Here is a 16,593-nt window from a genome sequence, read left to right as displayed (position 1 = left end):
TTAGACTTTTAGCTGTTCAGAACCGCGATAAATCTTTCCACATCTTCTGAAGTTGCGGACCAATCTGTCACCAAACGCGCGGTGAGGATTTCATCAGGGTCGCCTTCAGCCGGATCGCCGCCAGTGACGTAGTAATTCGCGCCAGCGTTCAAAAGCCGTTGGTGCAGGTGGCGCGGATAGCGTGCGAAAATCATATTGGCCTGTGGCGTTTCGACGAAGTTGACGGCATCGTTTTGGGCCAATCCGTCGGTCAATTGCGCACAGCGTGCGTTTGCCATCTTGGCCATGTCCAGCCACAGATCATCGGTCAAATACGCCAACATCTGTGCCGACAGGTATCTATGTTTTGAAAGTAAATGGCCGCCGCGTTTGCGCCGAAGCTCAAATTCCCATGCAAGTTTGGGATCAAAAATTACGCAAGCCTCGACACCAAGCAGACCGTTTTTGGTGCCGCCGAAGCTGACCGCGTCGATGCCGGATTTCCATGTCATTTCGGCGGGCGTACAGTCGAGCGTTGCGATGGCGTTAGCAAAGCGCGCGCCGTCCATTTGGACCAAGCTGCCAAATTCGCGGGCCACGACGGTGAGTGCTTTCAGCTCAACCAGCTTATGAACTGTACCCAATTCCGTGATTTGGGTGATGGACACCGGACCGTGCTGTGGGCCGTGAACGCCGCGATTGCCTTCGCCCGCCATTGATGTGCGCAGCGCGTCGGGCGTCATTTTGGCGTGCGTGGCAGGCACCAGCGTCAGCTTGGCACCGCTGTAAAATTCTGGCGCGTTGCATTCGTCTTCGTGGATGTGTGCCATGGGGCTGCAAAAGATCGTGTCCCACGGATTTGCCATTGTTCCCAAAAGGATCGCATTGGCGGCAGTACCGGTCGCGACCAAATAGACGGCGGCGTCGGGCGCTTCGAACAAATCGCGGATTTGTTGGGTCACGGCGGCCATTTCGGCGTCCGCGCCATAGCCGGATCGGTAACCATTGTTGGCTTCATTCAATGCGTCCATCACGCGTGGGTGGACGGGGCCGGAGTTGTCAGACGCGACAAACATCAGGTCGGTTCCTCGATAATGTGGTCTTCCCAGTCGTCTTCATCGACTTCGAATTCGGGGACCGTCCGGCCTTGCATGGTCACGCCCGCCTCGTGGATTGCAGTGCTATTGCCCGCGATCAATGGGTGCCAGTCGTATAGACCGCGCCCTTCATACAGCAACCGATAGCCGCAGGTGCGGGGCAGCCAATACATGTTATCTTCCAACGTCTTAGGTGTCAGGACGATGCATTCTGGCACAAACTGGTGGCGGATCGGATATTGCGTGCAAAGGCATGTTTCGTTGTCGAGCAGGCGGCACGCCACACGGGTCAGCGCGACTTCGCCGCTGTCTTCGTCTTCCAGTTTGTTCAGGCAGCATTTGCCGCATCCGTCGCAAACAGCTTCCCATTCGGCCTTGTTCATCTGATCGAGCTTTTTGGTTTCCCAAAACCGATCCGCAAGGCCGTCGCGTGGGATATCAGACATCGTTCAGTATCTTTCGGGCTTGGTCGCAATCGGCGTTCATTTGGGTGATCAGCGCGTCGAGCCCGTCGAATTTCAGTTCTGGCCGCAGATATTCCACGAGGGCGATGGACACGGTGGACCCGTACAAATCCCCTTTAAAATCAAAGATGAAGGTTTCGCAGTTCGGGACATTCTCGCCAAACATCGGGCGCACACCAATGGATGCGGCACCACTGTAGCTGCCCTTGTGCGGCCCATCCAAGACGTCAGCTTTCACGGCATAAACCCCGAATTTGGGCTGGTGTAGGCCGCTGATCGACATGTTGGCTGTCGGATAGCCAAGTTCACGGCCACGCTGTTCGCCGCGGATCACTTCACCTTCGATGCGGTGCCAATGGCCCAACATGGCGGCGGCGTCACGCGGGCGACCTTCGGTCAGCGCGGTGCGGATCGCGGTTGAAGATACCTCTGCCGTTGAGATGGTTTTCATCGGTGCAATAGTCACGCCAAACGCCATTTCCGCGCCGAACGCTGTTAAGTCTTGTGTTGTGCCTGCGCGGCCTTTGCCAAAGCAGAAATCAGACCCGACAACGACGTGTTTCAGCCCCAGTCGATCAACGATAATCTGTTGCGTGAATTCGCGCGGCGTCAGGGCGGCGAGGGCGGCGTTGAACGGCACTTCATACAGTTTATCGACGCCCAAACGCGCAAGGCGATTTGCCTTGGCTTCCGCATTCATCAGTCGGAAGGGATTGGGATCATTCGAAAAATAGCTACGCGGGTGCGGTTCAAACGTCATGATCCCAAGCGGCGCGTTCGCAGCATTGGCCGCTTCGCGCGTCAGATCAATGACCGATTGATGGCCTAGATGTACGCCGTCAAAATTACCGATAGCTGCCGCCGCACCACGGTCGCTTGGGTCGATGAAAAGGGTGTCACGGATAATACGCATGAGCTTGCGTAACCTGCCGTGAAACGGGGCGCAAGGTCAGTCGAATTTACGCGACGGTGCGAGCACAGTTGCTTCGCCTACCAGCACTTTTTTTCCGTTTACGATGCAACGCGTTTCCATTTTTACGCGCCGCTTCGAATGGTCGATTTCCATGACTTCAACTTCGGCCAGAACCATGTCGTCTGGGCGGACGGGCGCCAGGAATTTCAGGCTTTGTCCAAGGTAGACGGTCCCGTGACCCGGAAGCTGTTCGCCGATGACGGCTGAAATCAAACCGGCTGTCAGCATTCCATGCGCAATCCGACCGCCAAAGATGGTGTCGTGTGCATAGTCGTCGTCAAGGTGGACAGGATTACGGTCGGTCGAAACTTCGGCAAACAATTCAATGTCACGGTCGGTCACTTGCTTGCGCAGCGACCGAACCATGCCGATTTCAATGTCTTCGATACAGATTGTTCCGCGCGGTGCATTGTCCAACATCTTGCGTCCTTGAGGTAATAAAAGTCCGACCTGAATGGCCTTGTTGAAATTTTATTACTTTGCGGTCGCAGAAAAATCAACCCCAAAGTTCTTACCGCAAGTGTCCAATGCTGTACGTCGCTGACATTTTTTCTGTTTCTAAATAGTCGTTTAGCGCCTGTGGGTCCGGCTGGTGATCGGTTTTTGTTTCTTCTGCCGCCAATCCGCCCGTGATAAACAACGTATCAAGGTCTTCTTGCACGCCACCTAGCACATCTGTGCGAATCCCGTCGCCGATGCAGATGATGTCGCTGTCCGCGATAGATTTGCCGAGCGCGGCGAGCCTGCGTTTTGCCAGATCGTAGATCGGCGGATGGGGTTTTCCGAAATACAGGCTTTCACCGCCCATTTCGGTATAAAGCGCCGCCAGCGCGCCCGCGCACCATTCGCGCACATCGCCGCGGTCAACGATGATATCTGGGTTTGCACACAACAGTTTCAGGCCCTTTTGTTTGGCATACAGAAACTCTGGCCGGTTCACGTCGACGTCCGCCAACGTATCGAACGGGCCGCAGCAAACGATGCCTTCTGCGTCTTCCAATGGGACTTTTGTAATCTCAATCGGGTTTTCGAGGATCGATAGCGGTTTGAAGAAATCATCGTCGCGGGGTGTTTCGCCCATGAACCAGACTTTTGATCCAACGATGCCTTGGAACATCGCAGAGCGGGCACTGTCGCCAGATGTCGCGATGGCATCCCAAGCATCATCAGGAATGCCGAAGTCGAGGATCTGATGGGCGACGGAATCCCATGGTCGCGGCGAATTTGTGACCAGAATGACGATGCCGCCTTTGGCCCGAAAATCCTGCATTGCTTTGACGGCGGCAGGGTGGGCTTCGATCCCGTTATGCATGCAGCCCCATAGGTCGACGAATGCGGCGTCGTAGCGGTCTGAAATCTCGGAAAAAGCGGTGATGATTTGGGTCATGGGACACCTTTGTGAAACAAATGAGAGGGCAGTCGGCCGTTGTACAAGGGGTACACCGGACGCGGGCAGGGCGTACACCTGAAAGTTGGGCAAAAAGAAAGGGCGCTGAAAAGCGCCCTGTTCTCGGAATTCTATCAGAAGTGGCTTAGGCCGTCTTCAGGTTCGGGATAATCTGCTTTTTGCGGCTCATCACGCCCGGAAGGACAACTGTATCGCCCGAAACGGTCGCGCCGAAGGATGCTTCTGCGACAGTTTTGGACAGATCGTTCGGGATCATCATTGTGGCTTCTTCGTTCAGGATATCGACCACGAACAACAGCACCTGATCAACGCCGTCTTCTTTCGCAACGTCCGTCATGGATGCCATGATGCTGTCCTTGCGGTCCAAGACGATCTTTGGCGCAGTCGTTTCCAGAACAGATACGCGGAATTTTGTGTCGCCCACAGCGTATTCTTTGCTGTCCATCCGCAGAAGTTCCGCATCAGAGAAGGCAGACACATCTGATTTGGCTTCGAACATTTCAGAGGCATACGCGCCCAAATCAACGCCCAAATCGGCGGCCAGTTTTTCAGCGAGCGCTTTGTCTACTGGCGTCGTGGTCGGGGACCGGAATTCCAGCGTGTCGGACAGGATGCAAGACAGCATCACGCCTTTGACGTTGTCTGGCATGTGGGCTTCGTGGCCCGCCATCAGGTCGTGCATGATAGTGGCTGTACAGGCCAACGGACGGATCGTGATGTCGATTGGGCCAGCCGTTTCCAGACCACCCACCAGTTTGTGATGGTCGATGATCGCTGTGACGTTCGCGCCATTGATGTTGGCTGGCAATTCGGCAGGGTTGTTGGTGTCAACGATCACGCAGTCCTGACCGTCTGCGACGTCGGCGATGATTTCCGGCTGATCAAAGCCCCAACGCTTAGCCACGAATGCGGCTTCGGTGTTTGGCGTGCCGAGCAACACAGCCTTGGCGTCTGTGCCTGTATGGTTCAGGAACCAGTCCCAAATGATCGCGGAGCCAAGGGAATCGGTGTCAGGGGCTTTGTGGCCGAAAACGAGCGTTGTCATATGTCATAGACCTATATTCAGGGTAATTTTGCGGCCTTATAACAGGCATGCCGATCTTGTCACGTGGACAAAATGGCATACCGCTATGCGCTTCGTGCACGGACTACTCAGTCGCGATGAAAGCCCCTGTCAAATAAGTCGGGTTGTCAAAATCGTCCGACACAACGCTTGCGCTGACTTGACCGCCGACAGTGTCCGCATCCGATCCAAAGAACCGCCCATCATAGGTCGCATCGGTTAAAGTACCTTCGATGTCCCCACTGACCAGCGTGATGTCACCGGAGAAACCATTTCCGTTGATCGGTGTTTCTTCTAGGCGGTACGAAGACGTAGGGATCGTAATTTCGGCAGCTGAGCTGTTTAGGTCGGTCAAATCGAATTCGCCTTCAATGCTGGAGGCATCAAAGTCGACTTTAAGCGTCGCTGCGCCCGAGGCATAACCGTCAAGAAAACCGTTGCGCGCCTCAAGATAGATATCGCCGTTCAATTCTGCGCTGCCTGTCAAATTGACTACGGTGTCCGGATTTGTGTCATGGCCGATGATGATGTTCGAGGAATTCAATTGTCCGTCGATAACCGAGAATACTGCGACAGCTGCAGCAACTTCATAGTCTTGTATGATTTGGACTTCGATCCGTGCGTCGTCGTCACTACTTCGGTACATGCCATCGCTAGTATAATCGAGCGTGTAGGTGACACCTTCTATGGTTACATCAATAGTAAGCTCGTCGCTTGCGATGGCAAATTCAACGTCTTGTCGGTCTAGGCTCAGTATCGGGCCATCATCGCTGATAATTCGTTGTTGGTTCTGTGCGTCATAAGTTTGATTTCCTGCGACACGGCTGTCGTCTGTTGCAAATCCGGCTGCGGCGAACGGGATGATCGTAGGACCATCGTAAGTCGCCGTACCGCTGCTTCCCCCGCAGGCCGCGAGGAGTGTAATGCTTGTGGCAATCGATAAATTCTTGAACATGTAGACTTTCCCCTTGGTGTTGTGGGAAAGTTAACGTCAGCGTTTCAAAGGTTCAATCGCATATGGCGAAGGCGTCCGGCAAATCTCAATCTATCCGCGAGGCGGATTTGTATGCTCCGGTGAAGGCCTATCTGACCCGTCAGGGGTACGACGTGAAGGGTGAAGTGGGCGCGGCTGATGTGGTGGCGACGCGCGGCAAAGAAGACCCGGTCATTGTTGAGCTGAAGCTGGGGTTTTCGTTAAGCCTGTTTCATCAGGGAATTGACCGTTTGGCGGTGACTGATTTGGTTTATGTCGCGGTTCCATTGAAGACAGGTAAGCCGTTTCAACGCGCCCTGAAGGACAACATCAAGCTGGCCCGCCGCGTCGGGCTTGGCGTGTTGACCGTGCGACCGAGTGACGGCCACGTGGAGGTCCACGCTGATCCTGCGCCCTATGTGCCGCGCAAATCGAAAAAGAAGAAAGCCCAGCTGTTGCGGGCGTTTGACCGGCTGAAGGGCGACCCCAATGAAGGCGGATCAACGCGTCATGGTATTGTCACGGGGTACCGTCAGGATGCCCTGCGGTGTGCGCGGTTCTTGGCCGTGCACGGACCAAGCGCTGGCGCGAAAGTGAAAGAATGGGCCGAAGTCCCGCAAGCCACGACGATCATGCGCAACGATCACTACGGCTGGTTCGAAAAAGTCAGTCGTGGGGTTTACGGGCTGACCGACGTGGGGCGCAAAGGGCTAGACGACTATGGGGATTTAGAGGCTTAGGCCCGCGCCAATGCAAAAAGGGCACCGCGGTTGGGTGCCCTTTTCGTATTTATGGTCTTTTCAGATTAGCGCAGTGTGTTGCGGCTGTTTGGCAAGCGCAACCATACTTCAACGCGGCGGTTGCGTTCACGGCCGACTTCGCCATCGTTGCAAGACAACGGCAGCAATTCACCGTAGCTGATCGGCTTTACAAGTGCTGCGTTTTCAGCAGAAAGCGATCCGGCCAACACGTCACGTACGGCTTCGGCACGGTTTTGTGCGAGCGCCGTGTTCTGGACGCGGTTACCGACTGAATCAGCGAAACCAACCAGCAAGACTTCAAGGCCTGCAAATTCGCCGTTTTCCATTTTTTCGGCCAACTCTTCAACGTTCCGCACGGATTCGACATCGAGAATGCTTGAGGCGGAAGAAAAGCGGAAAGATGTGCTCAACCGGTCAGCGCCACGCAATTGCTGCATCATGTCAGAGTATTGCGCCCCGTCGAAGTCAGGTTCAACGGCAGCCGTGTGCACCAGCATCATGCCCATGTCTTCCAGGCGCATGCGTTCCAGTTCGCGGTCGATAAAGTGGCTTTCCTTGATGTACGCTTGTGCTTCGCTGGTCAGTGTCCAATCAAGAAACGCTTGTGCTTCCGGGTGGATTTGACCCGGCTTTGTGTAGGCGTACAGACGGCGGGACAAAGCGTAGCCTTCGATCTTCATGCGGAAGTCTGTTGGAGGGGACAGCAGGCCACATTCTTCACGAATGGACAGTAAGTTCACATCGTTTGTCCGTGCCAACCAACGGCCCACAAATCCGATGCCGCCGCGATCTGCCATAACCGCATCAACCATATCCTGGTAGGCGCTCCAACGGATTACGTCTTCTTTTTCGTCACGGTTGTTTGGGCGCACGAGTGCATCCATCATAACGGCGCGGTCGCCCGAGCTTTCGCTGAAGGAATTGACTGTGATGGGATGATCACCGCCGCCAAGTTCCAGCCAGTTTGTGATTTCACCGGACCAGATTTTCGCGATTTCTTCGGATGTCAGGTTGCGAACCGGGTTGTCGGGGTGGGCAATCATGACGATGCCGTCAACGCCAAGAACCGTTTCGTCAGCCGTATCGCGTAGGTCAGGAATACCAGCGGCGGAGATTTTTTCGACGTCGCTGTCTTTCATACGGCGGTCGGCAACGCCAATGGCTGCACTGCCGTCGGCAATCGCAGGAAATGCACTGCCGGATCCGCGCGATTGCAGATCGATCTCTGCGCGCAAGGTGCCGTCTGCGTTTGTCAGGCGGATGATACGTTCAGCCGCTTCCGCAGTCGTTTCAAGTTCATAAGTTGCGCCCACGGATGCCGCGTAGCCACGCAACAAGTTCGGGATCAATGTCGTGCCAACAGTCCGTGAACCGTAGATGCCAAAGTTCGGACCAAAATCCTGTGCAGCTTCCGCGACTTCAGGGCAGACAAGCCCGGTACATGTCACGCTTTTGGCCTGAATGCGCAGGGTGCCGAGTTCTTCGGTTTCAACAATATACATACCGTCTTCGTAGCTGAGGAGCTGACCAGAGATCGACATGCTGCCGTCGTTTGCTTCAAGCTGGATAGGGGCATTTTGTTGCGCTGACAAAGGGCCAGTCGCGAGTACAAGCAAGCTTGCGACGGCGCTCAAGACGAACGGTAGTTTCTTACGGGTTTTAGGAGTTAGGGCGCTCATAACTATTTCTCACACTATTAAACGGTTTAGCCGCATAAAGCTGTGAACGAAGGCAGCAATGCGGCAACATTGCGCCTAACAATGGCCGTTCCCTAACGTCATTTACCAATTCAATTGAGGCGCGTAATGCGCATTAGCGCACCGGCTGTGTTTCCCAACCAGCAGCATTCAGCAATGCGACAAGGCCCAATTCGCCGGGCAAGTGTGCGGCCCCAACGGCGATCACGATATTGTCGTGCGTTTCTGTCGCGGCCTCGATCACGGGCATCCAGTTTTGGTTACGGCGGTCCAGCAATAGGTCTTGGGTTTCGGCCATTTGCGCGGTTGCGTCTTCGGGGGACATGCCTGTCAATTCGCGGGCGGCGATCTGGCTGACTTCCCAGACACGCGCGATTTGTTCCGAGAAATAGGCGTCGAGCATCGCGACAAACAACGCTTGTTGATCTGCGGCATCAATCAAGCCGAGTTTCAGCAGATCAATTTGTTCTTGTTGGGTGCCGTCGGTCAGGATGTCGATCAGCGTTTCCCAGCCTTCAAGGGCTTGCACAGGCACGTCATAGGCTTCAGCATCTGCAATCAGCATATGGTCCAAGCCGCGCACGCCTTGCGCGATTTCGGTCATGGCACAGGCAGGAATGCCAAGCGTCAGCGACAAATACCAAGGCTGGAACTTTGCGACGAAAAACGACGGCAGCCCGCGATCTTGGGCGGCTTGCTGAACCTTTTCCCAGACGTCCGGCGCCAGAAGGTCGGGGAGCGTTGGGCCGTCGTTGATCAGATAAAGGTCAGGGTTGGCGATAAATGCGTCCTGCATCGCCGCTTCTTCATCGGCGGTGGCTTCGACCATTAAGAGGTCTGCGGTCTGGATGGCGGGGCGGGCACGCACGCGCAGCAGTTCCAACCGTGCGTCATAGACATGCATCGTGCCGACAAGGGTCAGCGTGTCATCCCCTTTGGTCGCGGTCCAGATCAGCCCTGTGTTATTTGGAGTAGCTTCGACCGCTTGTGCAATCTCGTCCTGCACAGGTTGTGGAAGCTGATTGAGATAGCTTTCGCCAGCGCATAACCCGAATGCGGGCAGGGCGGTGAGTGTGGTAAGGGCGGTGAGAGCTGCGCGAAACATAAGCGTCCTTTTCGGGATCTGGTTTTGCGGCAGGGTAACCCGACTACACCCTGTGTCCACAGCCTATTTGGAATGATGTCAAAAAACTCAGACGGGCGTGTTGACTCGTGTTTGCGACCTGCCTACCTATGCATCGTTAGCACTCGCGACTTGTGAGTGATAACACCAGTTTTAACGCGAACAAGGAGAGTTCGGAGATGGCATTTACACCACTGCATGACCGCGTGTTGGTTCGTCGTATCGAAAGCGATGAAAAGACAGCAGGCGGACTGATCATTCCAGACGCCGCAAAAGAAAAACCTTCCGAAGGTGAAATCGTATCTGCGGGTACTGGCGCACGTAAAGACAGCGGTGAGCTGATCCCAATGGACGTCAAAGCAGGCGACAAAGTTCTGTTCGGCAAATGGTCCGGCACAGAAGTCAAAGTCGACGGCGAAGACCTGTTGATCATGAAAGAAAGCGACATCCTCGGTATCATTACCTGATTTGGATCGGTGCCTTCGGGCATCTACGCTTGAAACGAAAACTAGAATTTAAGGAGCTAATCAATGGCTGCTAAAGACGTAAAATTCGGTACCGACGCACGTGGTCGTATGCTGAACGGTGTCAACATCCTCGCTGACGCTGTAAAAGTAACGCTGGGCCCAAAGGGTCGTAACGTTGTTCTCGACAAATCTTTCGGCGCACCGCGCATCACGAAAGATGGTGTATCTGTTGCCAAAGAGATCGAGCTTGAAGACAAGTTCGAAAACATGGGCGCACAGATGGTTAAGGAAGTTGCTTCCCGCACCAACGACGAAGCTGGCGACGGTACAACAACAGCAACAGTTCTGGCCCAAGCGATCGTTCGCGAAGGCATGAAATCCGTTGCTGCTGGCATGAACCCAATGGACCTGAAGCGCGGCATCGACATGGCAACTGCCAAAGTTGTTGAAGCGATCAAATCAGCTGCACGTCCTGTGTCCGATTCAGACGAAGTTGCGCAGGTTGGTACAATCTCTGCAAACGGCGAAGCTGAAATCGGTCGTCAGATCGCTGATGCGATGCAGCGTGTTGGCAACGAAGGTGTTATCACCGTTGAAGAAAACAAAGGTCTTGAAACAGAGACTGACGTTGTAGAAGGCATGCAGTTCGACCGCGGTTACCTGTCCCCTTACTTCACAACCAACCAAGAAAAAATGACAGTTGAGCTGGAAGATGCGATCATCCTCCTGCACGAAAAGAAACTGTCTTCTTTGCAGCCAATGGTTCCACTGCTTGAATCAGTGATCCAGTCCGGCAAGCCACTTTTGATCATCGCAGAAGATGTTGAAGGCGAAGCGCTTGCAACTCTGGTTGTGAACCGTCTGCGTGGCGGCCTGAAGGTTGCTGCTGTTAAGGCACCTGGTTTTGGTGATCGTCGTAAGTCCATGCTGCAGGATATCGCTATCCTGACAGGTGGTCAGGTGATTTCCGAAGACCTCGGCATGAAGCTTGAGAACGTCACAATCGACATGCTGGGTTCTGCCAAGCGTGTGAACATCACGAAAGACGAAACAACTATCGTTGACGGTGCTGGTGAAAAAGCTGAGATCGAAGCACGGGTTACACAAATCCGTCAGCAGATCGAAGAAACAACATCCGACTACGACCGTGAAAAGCTGCAAGAACGCGTTGCCAAATTGGCTGGTGGTGTTGCTGTTATCCGCGTCGGTGGCATGTCCGAAGTGGAAGTCAAAGAGCGTAAAGACCGCGTTGACGATGCACTGAACGCGACACGCGCTGCTGTTCAAGAAGGCGTTGTTGTTGGTGGTGGTGTTGCTCTGGTTCAGGGTGCAAAAGCGCTCGAAGGCCTTGAGGGTGCAAACTCTGATCAGACTGTTGGTATCTCTATCATCCGTCGTGCGATCGAAGCGCCTCTGCGTCAGATCGCTGAAAACTCCGGTGTTGACGGTGCAGTTGTTGCTGGCAAAATCCGCGAGAGCGACGACAAGTCTTTCGGTTTCAACGCACAGTCTGAAGAATATGGCGACATGTTCAAGTTTGGCGTGATCGATCCGGCCAAAGTTGTCCGCACAGCGTTGCAAGACGCCGCATCCGTTGCTGGTCTGTTGATCACAACAGAAGCCATGGTTGCAGACAAGCCAGCCAAAGAAGGCGCGGCCCCTGCAATGCCTGACATGGGCGGCATGGGCGGCATGATGTAAGAACCGGCTTGGGCATCGCCCAAACGGTTTTAGCTGTGACAGTGTTTTCACGAAGTGAAAAGCACGAGAACAGCCGCTGACAAGAACAGAAGGGCGTCCCGATTGGGGCGCCCTTTTTAGTTATCTAGGTCAAGTGCGTATTGAACCAGCCAATCGTCCGGTCCCACGCGAGTTCTGCCATCGCTTCGTCATAGCGTGGTGTGCTGTCATTGTGGAAACCGTGGTTGGCCCCTTCGTAGATATAGGCCTCGTAGGTCTTTCCGTTGGCTTTCAGTGCGGCCTCAAAGTCGGGCCAGCCCGCATTAATCCGTTCGTCCAGTTCGCCCATTTGCACGAGCAGGGGCGCTTGAATTTTTGGCACGTCGGCCGCAGCAGGTTGGCGACCATAGAACGGCACCCCAGCTGCCATCTCGGGGTAGGCGACGGACAAGGCGCTGACAACGCCACCACCGTAGCAGAACCCGACGGCCCCAACTTTACCGGTGCTATCATCGCGGCCCATCAGGTGTTCAAAGCCCGCGAAGAAGTCATTCATCAGTTCGGTCCCGTCAACAGTACGTTGCAGGTCACGACCGTCCGCATCGTTGCCCGGATAGCCGCCAACCGACGTCAGCCCATCTGGCGCGAGCGCCATAAATCCGGCTTTTGCAACACGGCGTGCCACGTCTTCAATGTACGGATTTAGGCCGCGATTTTCGTGGATCACCAGCACGGCGGGCAGCGGTCCTTCGACGTTTGCGGGGCGGACAAGATAACCACGCACATCGCCGGTGCCGTTCGGTGACGGATACGTGATGTAATCTGCAACAATGTCCGGGTCATTAAATGACACCTGTTCGGCCATCGCGTAATTCGGGCTAAGCATGTTCAAAAGCGCCATGGCGGTGACACCGCCAACGGCATAACGTCCTGCTTTATCTAGGAATTCACGTTTCGTGATCTTGCCGTGTGCGTAGAAATCATACAGATCAAGCAGTCCCTGATCAAAGTCTTTTGCGGTCATGCGGTTCATTCTAATGCTCCCCTATGGTGCGTTTCGCGTTCTGCGTGTGTTCATAGTAGCGCGATTGTGTGATCGCGATAGCCCTGCCGCGCTTGTTCTTGTGTCACGATTTCGACAGACAGGCGTTATGAAAATATTCTTGCTGACAGCCCTAACCATGACCGCGTTTGCGGCGAATTCCATTCTGAACCGCCTAGGCGTAGCCAGCTATGGCATGGACCCGATGGCCTTTGCGGTCATTCGAACGCTTGCAGGGGCTGTGATGCTGACTGTGTTGGTCATGATCCGCAGGGCGGGGGGCCTGAACCTTTGGACTGCGAAACGTGGTGCTGGCGCTGTCGCGTTGGCTTTATACATGATTGGTTTTTCGTGGTCTTACCTGACGCTTGGCGCAGGACTTGGTGCCTTGATCCTTTTTGGTGTCCTGCAAGTGGTCATGTTTGGCTGGGCGGTGTTTGAAGGCCAGCGGATTGCCGCCATCAGGTGGATCGGTGCGAGCGTTGCGATGATTGGACTGGTAGTTTTGCTGTGGCCTGGTGGCGGTGCTGCCGTCCCGATGGCAGGGGCAGCTGCGATGGTTTTGGCTGGAGTGGCGTGGGCGGCGTACACGTTGCTTGGGCGTGGCGAGGCGGATGCATTGGCCGCAAGTGCAGGTAATTTTGTGTTGTGTTTCCCGTTGGTTGCGGGGGCATTGCTGGTGGCTGATCTGGGGACGATAACGGTGCCCGGCACATTGGTCGCAATCATTGCAGGGGCTGTGACATCGGGGTTGGGATATGCGTTGTGGTATCGATGCCTGCCGCAATTGGCGACGGTGACTGCGGCGGTTGCGCAATTGTCCGTGCCTGTGATTGCGGTGGCTGCGGGGACAGTCTTGTTGGCGGAACCACTTACAACGCGATTGCTGATCGCGGGTGCGCTGGTGCTTGGCGGCATTGCTATTTCGTTGAAACCATCCCGCTAACGGACGATAGGTTCCAACGGGTCATAGGTCGGTGCATCTGCGTCTTCCCACGCGACAGCGGCCAGACTGTCTGGTTTGACCTGCATCTTGGCCATCTCGGCGCGGGTCACCCATCGCCTGCTGGTCACGATGCCTTCGGGGTCTTGCCAGTCGTCGGATAAAACGCCAGCGCGCAGGGTGCACCGGAAATAAACATCAACCTGATGGTAATCTCGTGCAGCGTCATTGAATTCATTGACGAGACAGACCTCACCAATCGCAACCTCAAGACCGGTTTCTTCCATGATTTCGCGGTGCAAATTGTCCGGTAGGCTTGCATGTGGTTCGACACCGCCACCGGGTGCGCACCACAAATCATCGCGACCGCCCCAAGCGTTCACCAAAAGAAGACGATTATCGTGCACAAGCACGGCACGTACAGCAAGGCGAGGAGGCTTTGACATCCCCTCAACTTGGCAATGCTTCGCTTGTGACGCAAGGGTGATTGCATTCGGGACTTCAATTGTGGATCGGGAATGCTACATGACTATGATGAGATTAGCTTTGATACCGGCGATGATCCTGATCGGCTGCGCCCCGATTACCCAAGGCCTTGTGCATGCAGCCCCTCGGACGGCGCAGGAATGCGTTGTTTTGTTGCATGGTTTGGCGCGATCAGAGGTGTCATTGGCACCGATGGAGGCCGTGCTTAAGGCGGCAGGATACGAGGTGATCAACACCGGTTACCCATCCACAGAAGACCCAATCGAAGAACTGGTCGAACGCCAAGTCGGCGACAATGTTGCGGCTTGTGGTGATCGGCGCGTGAATTTCGTGACGCATTCGATGGGGGGCATTCTGGCGCGGGCATGGCTGACGGAAAACCGTCCAGCTGACATGGGGCGGGTCGTGATGTTGGCACCGCCCAATCAGGGATCCGAATTGGTTGATGTGTTCGGGGATTATCCACCGTTTGAATGGATCCACGGGCCAGCTGGATTGCAGTTGGGGACTGAACCGTCATCGGTGCCAAACCAGTTGGACGAAGTCCCTTACGAAATCGGAATTATTGCCGGCGACCAATCTCTGAACCCTGTCTATTCTGCCTTGATTGAAGGTGCAGACGACGGGAAGGTTTCGGTGGATAGCACGCGTTTAGACGGCATGGACGACCACATTGTCCTTCCCGTTACCCATACCTTCATGATGAACAACCCGCTGGTGATCGCGCAGGTTCAAGCGTTCTTGAGCACGGGTCATTTCGACCGCGACCTTAGCTTTGGCGAAGTGGTTTTTGGTCTCGAGTAGCGGTATGGGGCGCGAAAACTGGGGCGCCGATTAGGCTGCACCTGTCACACGGTTGATATGGCCCATCTTCCGACCCTGCTTTACGTCAGCTTTACCGTAAAGATGGATCGCAGCGTTTGTCTTCGCGGCCTCCGGCACCTTATCCATGTCGTCGCCAATCAGGTTTTCCATCACAACGTCGCTGTGCCGCGACCCGTCTCCTAAAGGCCAGCCTGCGACTGCCCGGATGTGTTGTTCGAACTGATCAATCGTGCATCCGTTTTGGGTCCAATGGCCTGAATTGTGCACACGCGGCGCAATCTCGTTCACGATTAGACCGTTGGGCGTCACGAACAGTTCGACACCCATCACACCCACGTAGTCCAGCGCATTTAAGATACGCGCCGCCAAAAGAACAGCGTCGGTGCGTAGGCTTGGCGTCAGTTTGGCAGGTACGGTTGTTGTGCTCAAGATGCCATTCACGTGGACATTTTCGCCCGGATCGTAGCAGGACACCGCCCCATCGGGGTTGCGGGCTGCGATGATGGAAATCTCTGCGCTGAAATCGATAAACCCTTCGAGAATGGCAGTTGCACCTGCCATATCAGCCAACGCCTGATCCGCGTCTGCGGGCGACATGATACGTGCCTGACCTTTGCCGTCATAACCCATCGTGCGCGTTTTCAGGATTGCAGGTGTGCCGATGGTGTCGATGGCCGCCGTCAAATCAGCCGCGTTTTCGACGTTCGCAAAAGGCGCAGTTTGCAGGCCAAGTTCTTGCAGGAATGTCTTTTCGGTCAATCGGTCCTGGCTCGTGGCCAGTGCTTTGCGGTTCGGGTGGATTGGCTTGATGTTTTCCAGCACATCTAAAGCAGATGTCGGAATGTTTTCAAATTCATAGGTAATCACATCGACCGATTGCGCGAAGGTCGTCAACGCTGAAACATCATCGTAGCTAGCGGTCGTCACTGCGTGCGCCACATCCGCGGCGGGCGGGTTTGCACCGGGTTCAAAGATGTGTGTTTTGAGACCGAGCCGAGAAGCCGCAACGCTGAGCATGCGACCCAATTGTCCGCCGCCAAGGATGCCTATCGTTGCGCCAACGGGAAGAGGATTAGACATCGGTAGGTTCATCCGGAATTGATGCGCTGAGATCGTCGCGCCATTTCTCTAAACGGGTCGCCAAAGCGGGGTCCTGCAGCGCAAGAATACCTGCGGCCATCAGGCCCGCGTTGCATGCGCCCGCCGCGCCAATCGCCATGGTTGCGACAGGAAAACCACGAGGCATCTGTAGAATAGAATAAAGGCTATCGACGCCAGACAACGCTTTGGTTTGCACGGGAACACCGATTACTGGCACGCGCGTTTTGGACGCCATCATGCCCGGTAGATGCGCAGCCCCGCCTGCGCCCGCGATAATGACCTGCAACCCGCGATCCACGGCCGTTTTGCCATAGTCCCACAAACGGTCAGGCGTGCGATGCGCAGACACGATCTTTTTCTCGTAAGGGATGTTGAGCGCGTCGAGAATATCCGCCGCTTCTTTCATCGTGGGCCAATCAGATTGGCTGCCCATAATAATACCGACGGAAATTGCTGTCATGTGGGTCTCGCTGCGGAAGGTGCCGATGGAAGCGGCAATATAGCTAGGCGC

At 55.1% G+C, this 16,593-nt stretch carries 18 protein-coding genes; 5 read left to right on the top strand and 13 right to left on the bottom strand.

The genetic code is table 11. The features are described from left to right. Nucleotides 1-8: 8 nt before the first annotated feature. The 7 genes from AC0L7R_RS12795 to AC0L7R_RS12765 form a co-directional block, all read right to left on the bottom strand. The gene (locus AC0L7R_RS12795) at nucleotides 9-1,055 is read right to left on the bottom strand and encodes a beta-eliminating lyase-related protein (protein ID WP_473657254.1); all 1,047 of its coding nucleotides are present in this window, start codon (nucleotides 1,053-1,055) and stop codon (nucleotides 9-11) included. Further along, nucleotides 1,055-1,522 carry a YcgN family cysteine cluster protein gene (locus tag AC0L7R_RS12790; protein WP_473657252.1) on the bottom strand — a complete coding sequence of 156 codons (468 nt, stop codon included), beginning with the start codon at nucleotides 1,520-1,522 and terminating at the stop codon, nucleotides 1,055-1,057. The genes AC0L7R_RS12795 and AC0L7R_RS12790 overlap by 1 nt, the downstream gene beginning before the upstream one ends. Further along, on the bottom strand, nucleotides 1,515-2,453 hold the full coding sequence (locus AC0L7R_RS12785; RefSeq protein WP_473657251.1) for a bifunctional riboflavin kinase/FAD synthetase: 939 nt from the start codon (nucleotides 2,451-2,453) through the stop codon (nucleotides 1,515-1,517). The genes AC0L7R_RS12790 and AC0L7R_RS12785 overlap by 8 nt, the downstream gene beginning before the upstream one ends. Nucleotides 2,454-2,489: 36 nt before the next feature. Beyond that, nucleotides 2,490-2,933, bottom strand: a complete 444-nt coding sequence (locus AC0L7R_RS12780; protein WP_247126266.1) for a MaoC family dehydratase — start codon at nucleotides 2,931-2,933, stop codon at nucleotides 2,490-2,492. 91 nt (nucleotides 2,934-3,024) lie between these two features. Then, nucleotides 3,025-3,900 carry a TIGR01459 family HAD-type hydrolase gene (locus AC0L7R_RS12775; protein WP_473657249.1) on the bottom strand — a complete coding sequence of 292 codons (876 nt, stop codon included), beginning with the start codon at nucleotides 3,898-3,900 and terminating at the stop codon, nucleotides 3,025-3,027. 145 nt (nucleotides 3,901-4,045) lie between these two features. Then, nucleotides 4,046-4,966 carry a manganese-dependent inorganic pyrophosphatase gene (locus AC0L7R_RS12770; protein ID WP_473657247.1) on the bottom strand — a complete coding sequence of 307 codons (921 nt, stop codon included), beginning with the start codon at nucleotides 4,964-4,966 and terminating at the stop codon, nucleotides 4,046-4,048. A 103-nt stretch (nucleotides 4,967-5,069) separates the two neighbouring features. Then, complete coding sequence (locus AC0L7R_RS12765; protein ID WP_473657246.1) at nucleotides 5,070-5,939, bottom strand: transferrin-binding protein-like solute binding protein; 870 nt, start codon at nucleotides 5,937-5,939, stop codon at nucleotides 5,070-5,072. A gap of 62 nt (nucleotides 5,940-6,001) precedes the next feature. On the opposite strand from AC0L7R_RS12765, the gene AC0L7R_RS12760 reads away from it, so the two are divergent. Then, nucleotides 6,002-6,697, top strand: a complete 696-nt coding sequence (locus AC0L7R_RS12760; RefSeq protein ID WP_473657245.1) for a DUF2161 family putative PD-(D/E)XK-type phosphodiesterase — start codon at nucleotides 6,002-6,004, stop codon at nucleotides 6,695-6,697. Nucleotides 6,698-6,762: 65 nt separating this feature from the next. Here AC0L7R_RS12760 and AC0L7R_RS12755 read toward each other — a convergent pair whose 3' ends face one another. Together AC0L7R_RS12755 and AC0L7R_RS12750 are read right to left on the bottom strand one after the other, a co-directional pair. Further along, nucleotides 6,763-8,397: a substrate-binding domain-containing protein gene (locus AC0L7R_RS12755; RefSeq protein WP_473657244.1), complete on the bottom strand. Its 1,635-nt coding sequence runs from the start codon at nucleotides 8,395-8,397 to the stop codon at nucleotides 6,763-6,765. A gap of 133 nt (nucleotides 8,398-8,530) precedes the next feature. Then, nucleotides 8,531-9,520 carry a TraB/GumN family protein gene (locus AC0L7R_RS12750; protein ID WP_473657243.1) on the bottom strand — a complete coding sequence of 330 codons (990 nt, stop codon included), beginning with the start codon at nucleotides 9,518-9,520 and terminating at the stop codon, nucleotides 8,531-8,533. Between the two features lie 197 nt (nucleotides 9,521-9,717). Here AC0L7R_RS12750 and AC0L7R_RS12745 point away from each other — a divergent pair, with 197 nt between their 5' ends. Both AC0L7R_RS12745 and groL read left to right on the top strand, forming a co-directional pair. Beyond that, entirely contained in the window at nucleotides 9,718-10,005 is a 288-nt protein-coding gene (locus AC0L7R_RS12745) for a co-chaperone GroES (protein WP_247126278.1), read from the top strand. Nucleotides 10,006-10,068: 63 nt separating this feature from the next. Further along, on the top strand, nucleotides 10,069-11,706 hold the full coding sequence (gene groL / locus AC0L7R_RS12740; protein WP_247126280.1) for a chaperonin GroEL: 1,638 nt from the start codon (nucleotides 10,069-10,071) through the stop codon (nucleotides 11,704-11,706). Between the two features lie 124 nt (nucleotides 11,707-11,830). Here groL and yghX read toward each other — a convergent pair whose 3' ends face one another. Next, the gene (gene yghX / locus AC0L7R_RS12735) at nucleotides 11,831-12,718 is read right to left on the bottom strand and encodes a YghX family hydrolase (RefSeq protein ID WP_473657242.1); all 888 of its coding nucleotides are present in this window, start codon (nucleotides 12,716-12,718) and stop codon (nucleotides 11,831-11,833) included. Between the two features lie 118 nt (nucleotides 12,719-12,836). On the opposite strand from yghX, the gene AC0L7R_RS12730 reads away from it, so the two are divergent. Further along, complete coding sequence (locus tag AC0L7R_RS12730) at nucleotides 12,837-13,673, top strand: EamA family transporter (RefSeq protein WP_473657241.1); 837 nt, start codon at nucleotides 12,837-12,839, stop codon at nucleotides 13,671-13,673. On the opposite strand, the gene AC0L7R_RS12725 is transcribed toward AC0L7R_RS12730, so the two are convergent. Continuing rightward, on the bottom strand, nucleotides 13,670-14,116 hold the full coding sequence (locus AC0L7R_RS12725) for an NUDIX domain-containing protein (protein WP_473657239.1): 447 nt from the start codon (nucleotides 14,114-14,116) through the stop codon (nucleotides 13,670-13,672). The genes AC0L7R_RS12730 and AC0L7R_RS12725 overlap by 4 nt on opposite strands. An 85-nt stretch (nucleotides 14,117-14,201) precedes the next feature. Between AC0L7R_RS12725 and AC0L7R_RS12720 the strand changes: the two genes are divergently transcribed. Next, nucleotides 14,202-14,960, top strand: a complete 759-nt coding sequence (locus AC0L7R_RS12720) for an alpha/beta fold hydrolase (protein WP_473660411.1) — start codon at nucleotides 14,202-14,204, stop codon at nucleotides 14,958-14,960. Between the two features lie 30 nt (nucleotides 14,961-14,990). On the opposite strand, the gene AC0L7R_RS12715 is transcribed toward AC0L7R_RS12720, so the two are convergent. Beyond that, nucleotides 14,991-16,061 carry a 5-(carboxyamino)imidazole ribonucleotide synthase gene (locus tag AC0L7R_RS12715; RefSeq protein WP_473657238.1) on the bottom strand — a complete coding sequence of 357 codons (1,071 nt, stop codon included), beginning with the start codon at nucleotides 16,059-16,061 and terminating at the stop codon, nucleotides 14,991-14,993. Then, nucleotides 16,054-16,542, bottom strand: a complete 489-nt coding sequence (purE, locus tag AC0L7R_RS12710; protein ID WP_247126289.1) for a 5-(carboxyamino)imidazole ribonucleotide mutase — start codon at nucleotides 16,540-16,542, stop codon at nucleotides 16,054-16,056. Before purE ends, AC0L7R_RS12715 begins: the two co-directional genes overlap by 8 nt. Between the last annotated feature and the right edge of the window lie 51 nt (nucleotides 16,543-16,593).

The sequence above is a fragment of the Yoonia sp. D2-7 genome (genome assembly GCF_055809435.1).
Note: the sequence above shows the minus strand (reverse complement) of the source record. Positions and strands in the feature narration are given on the sequence as shown.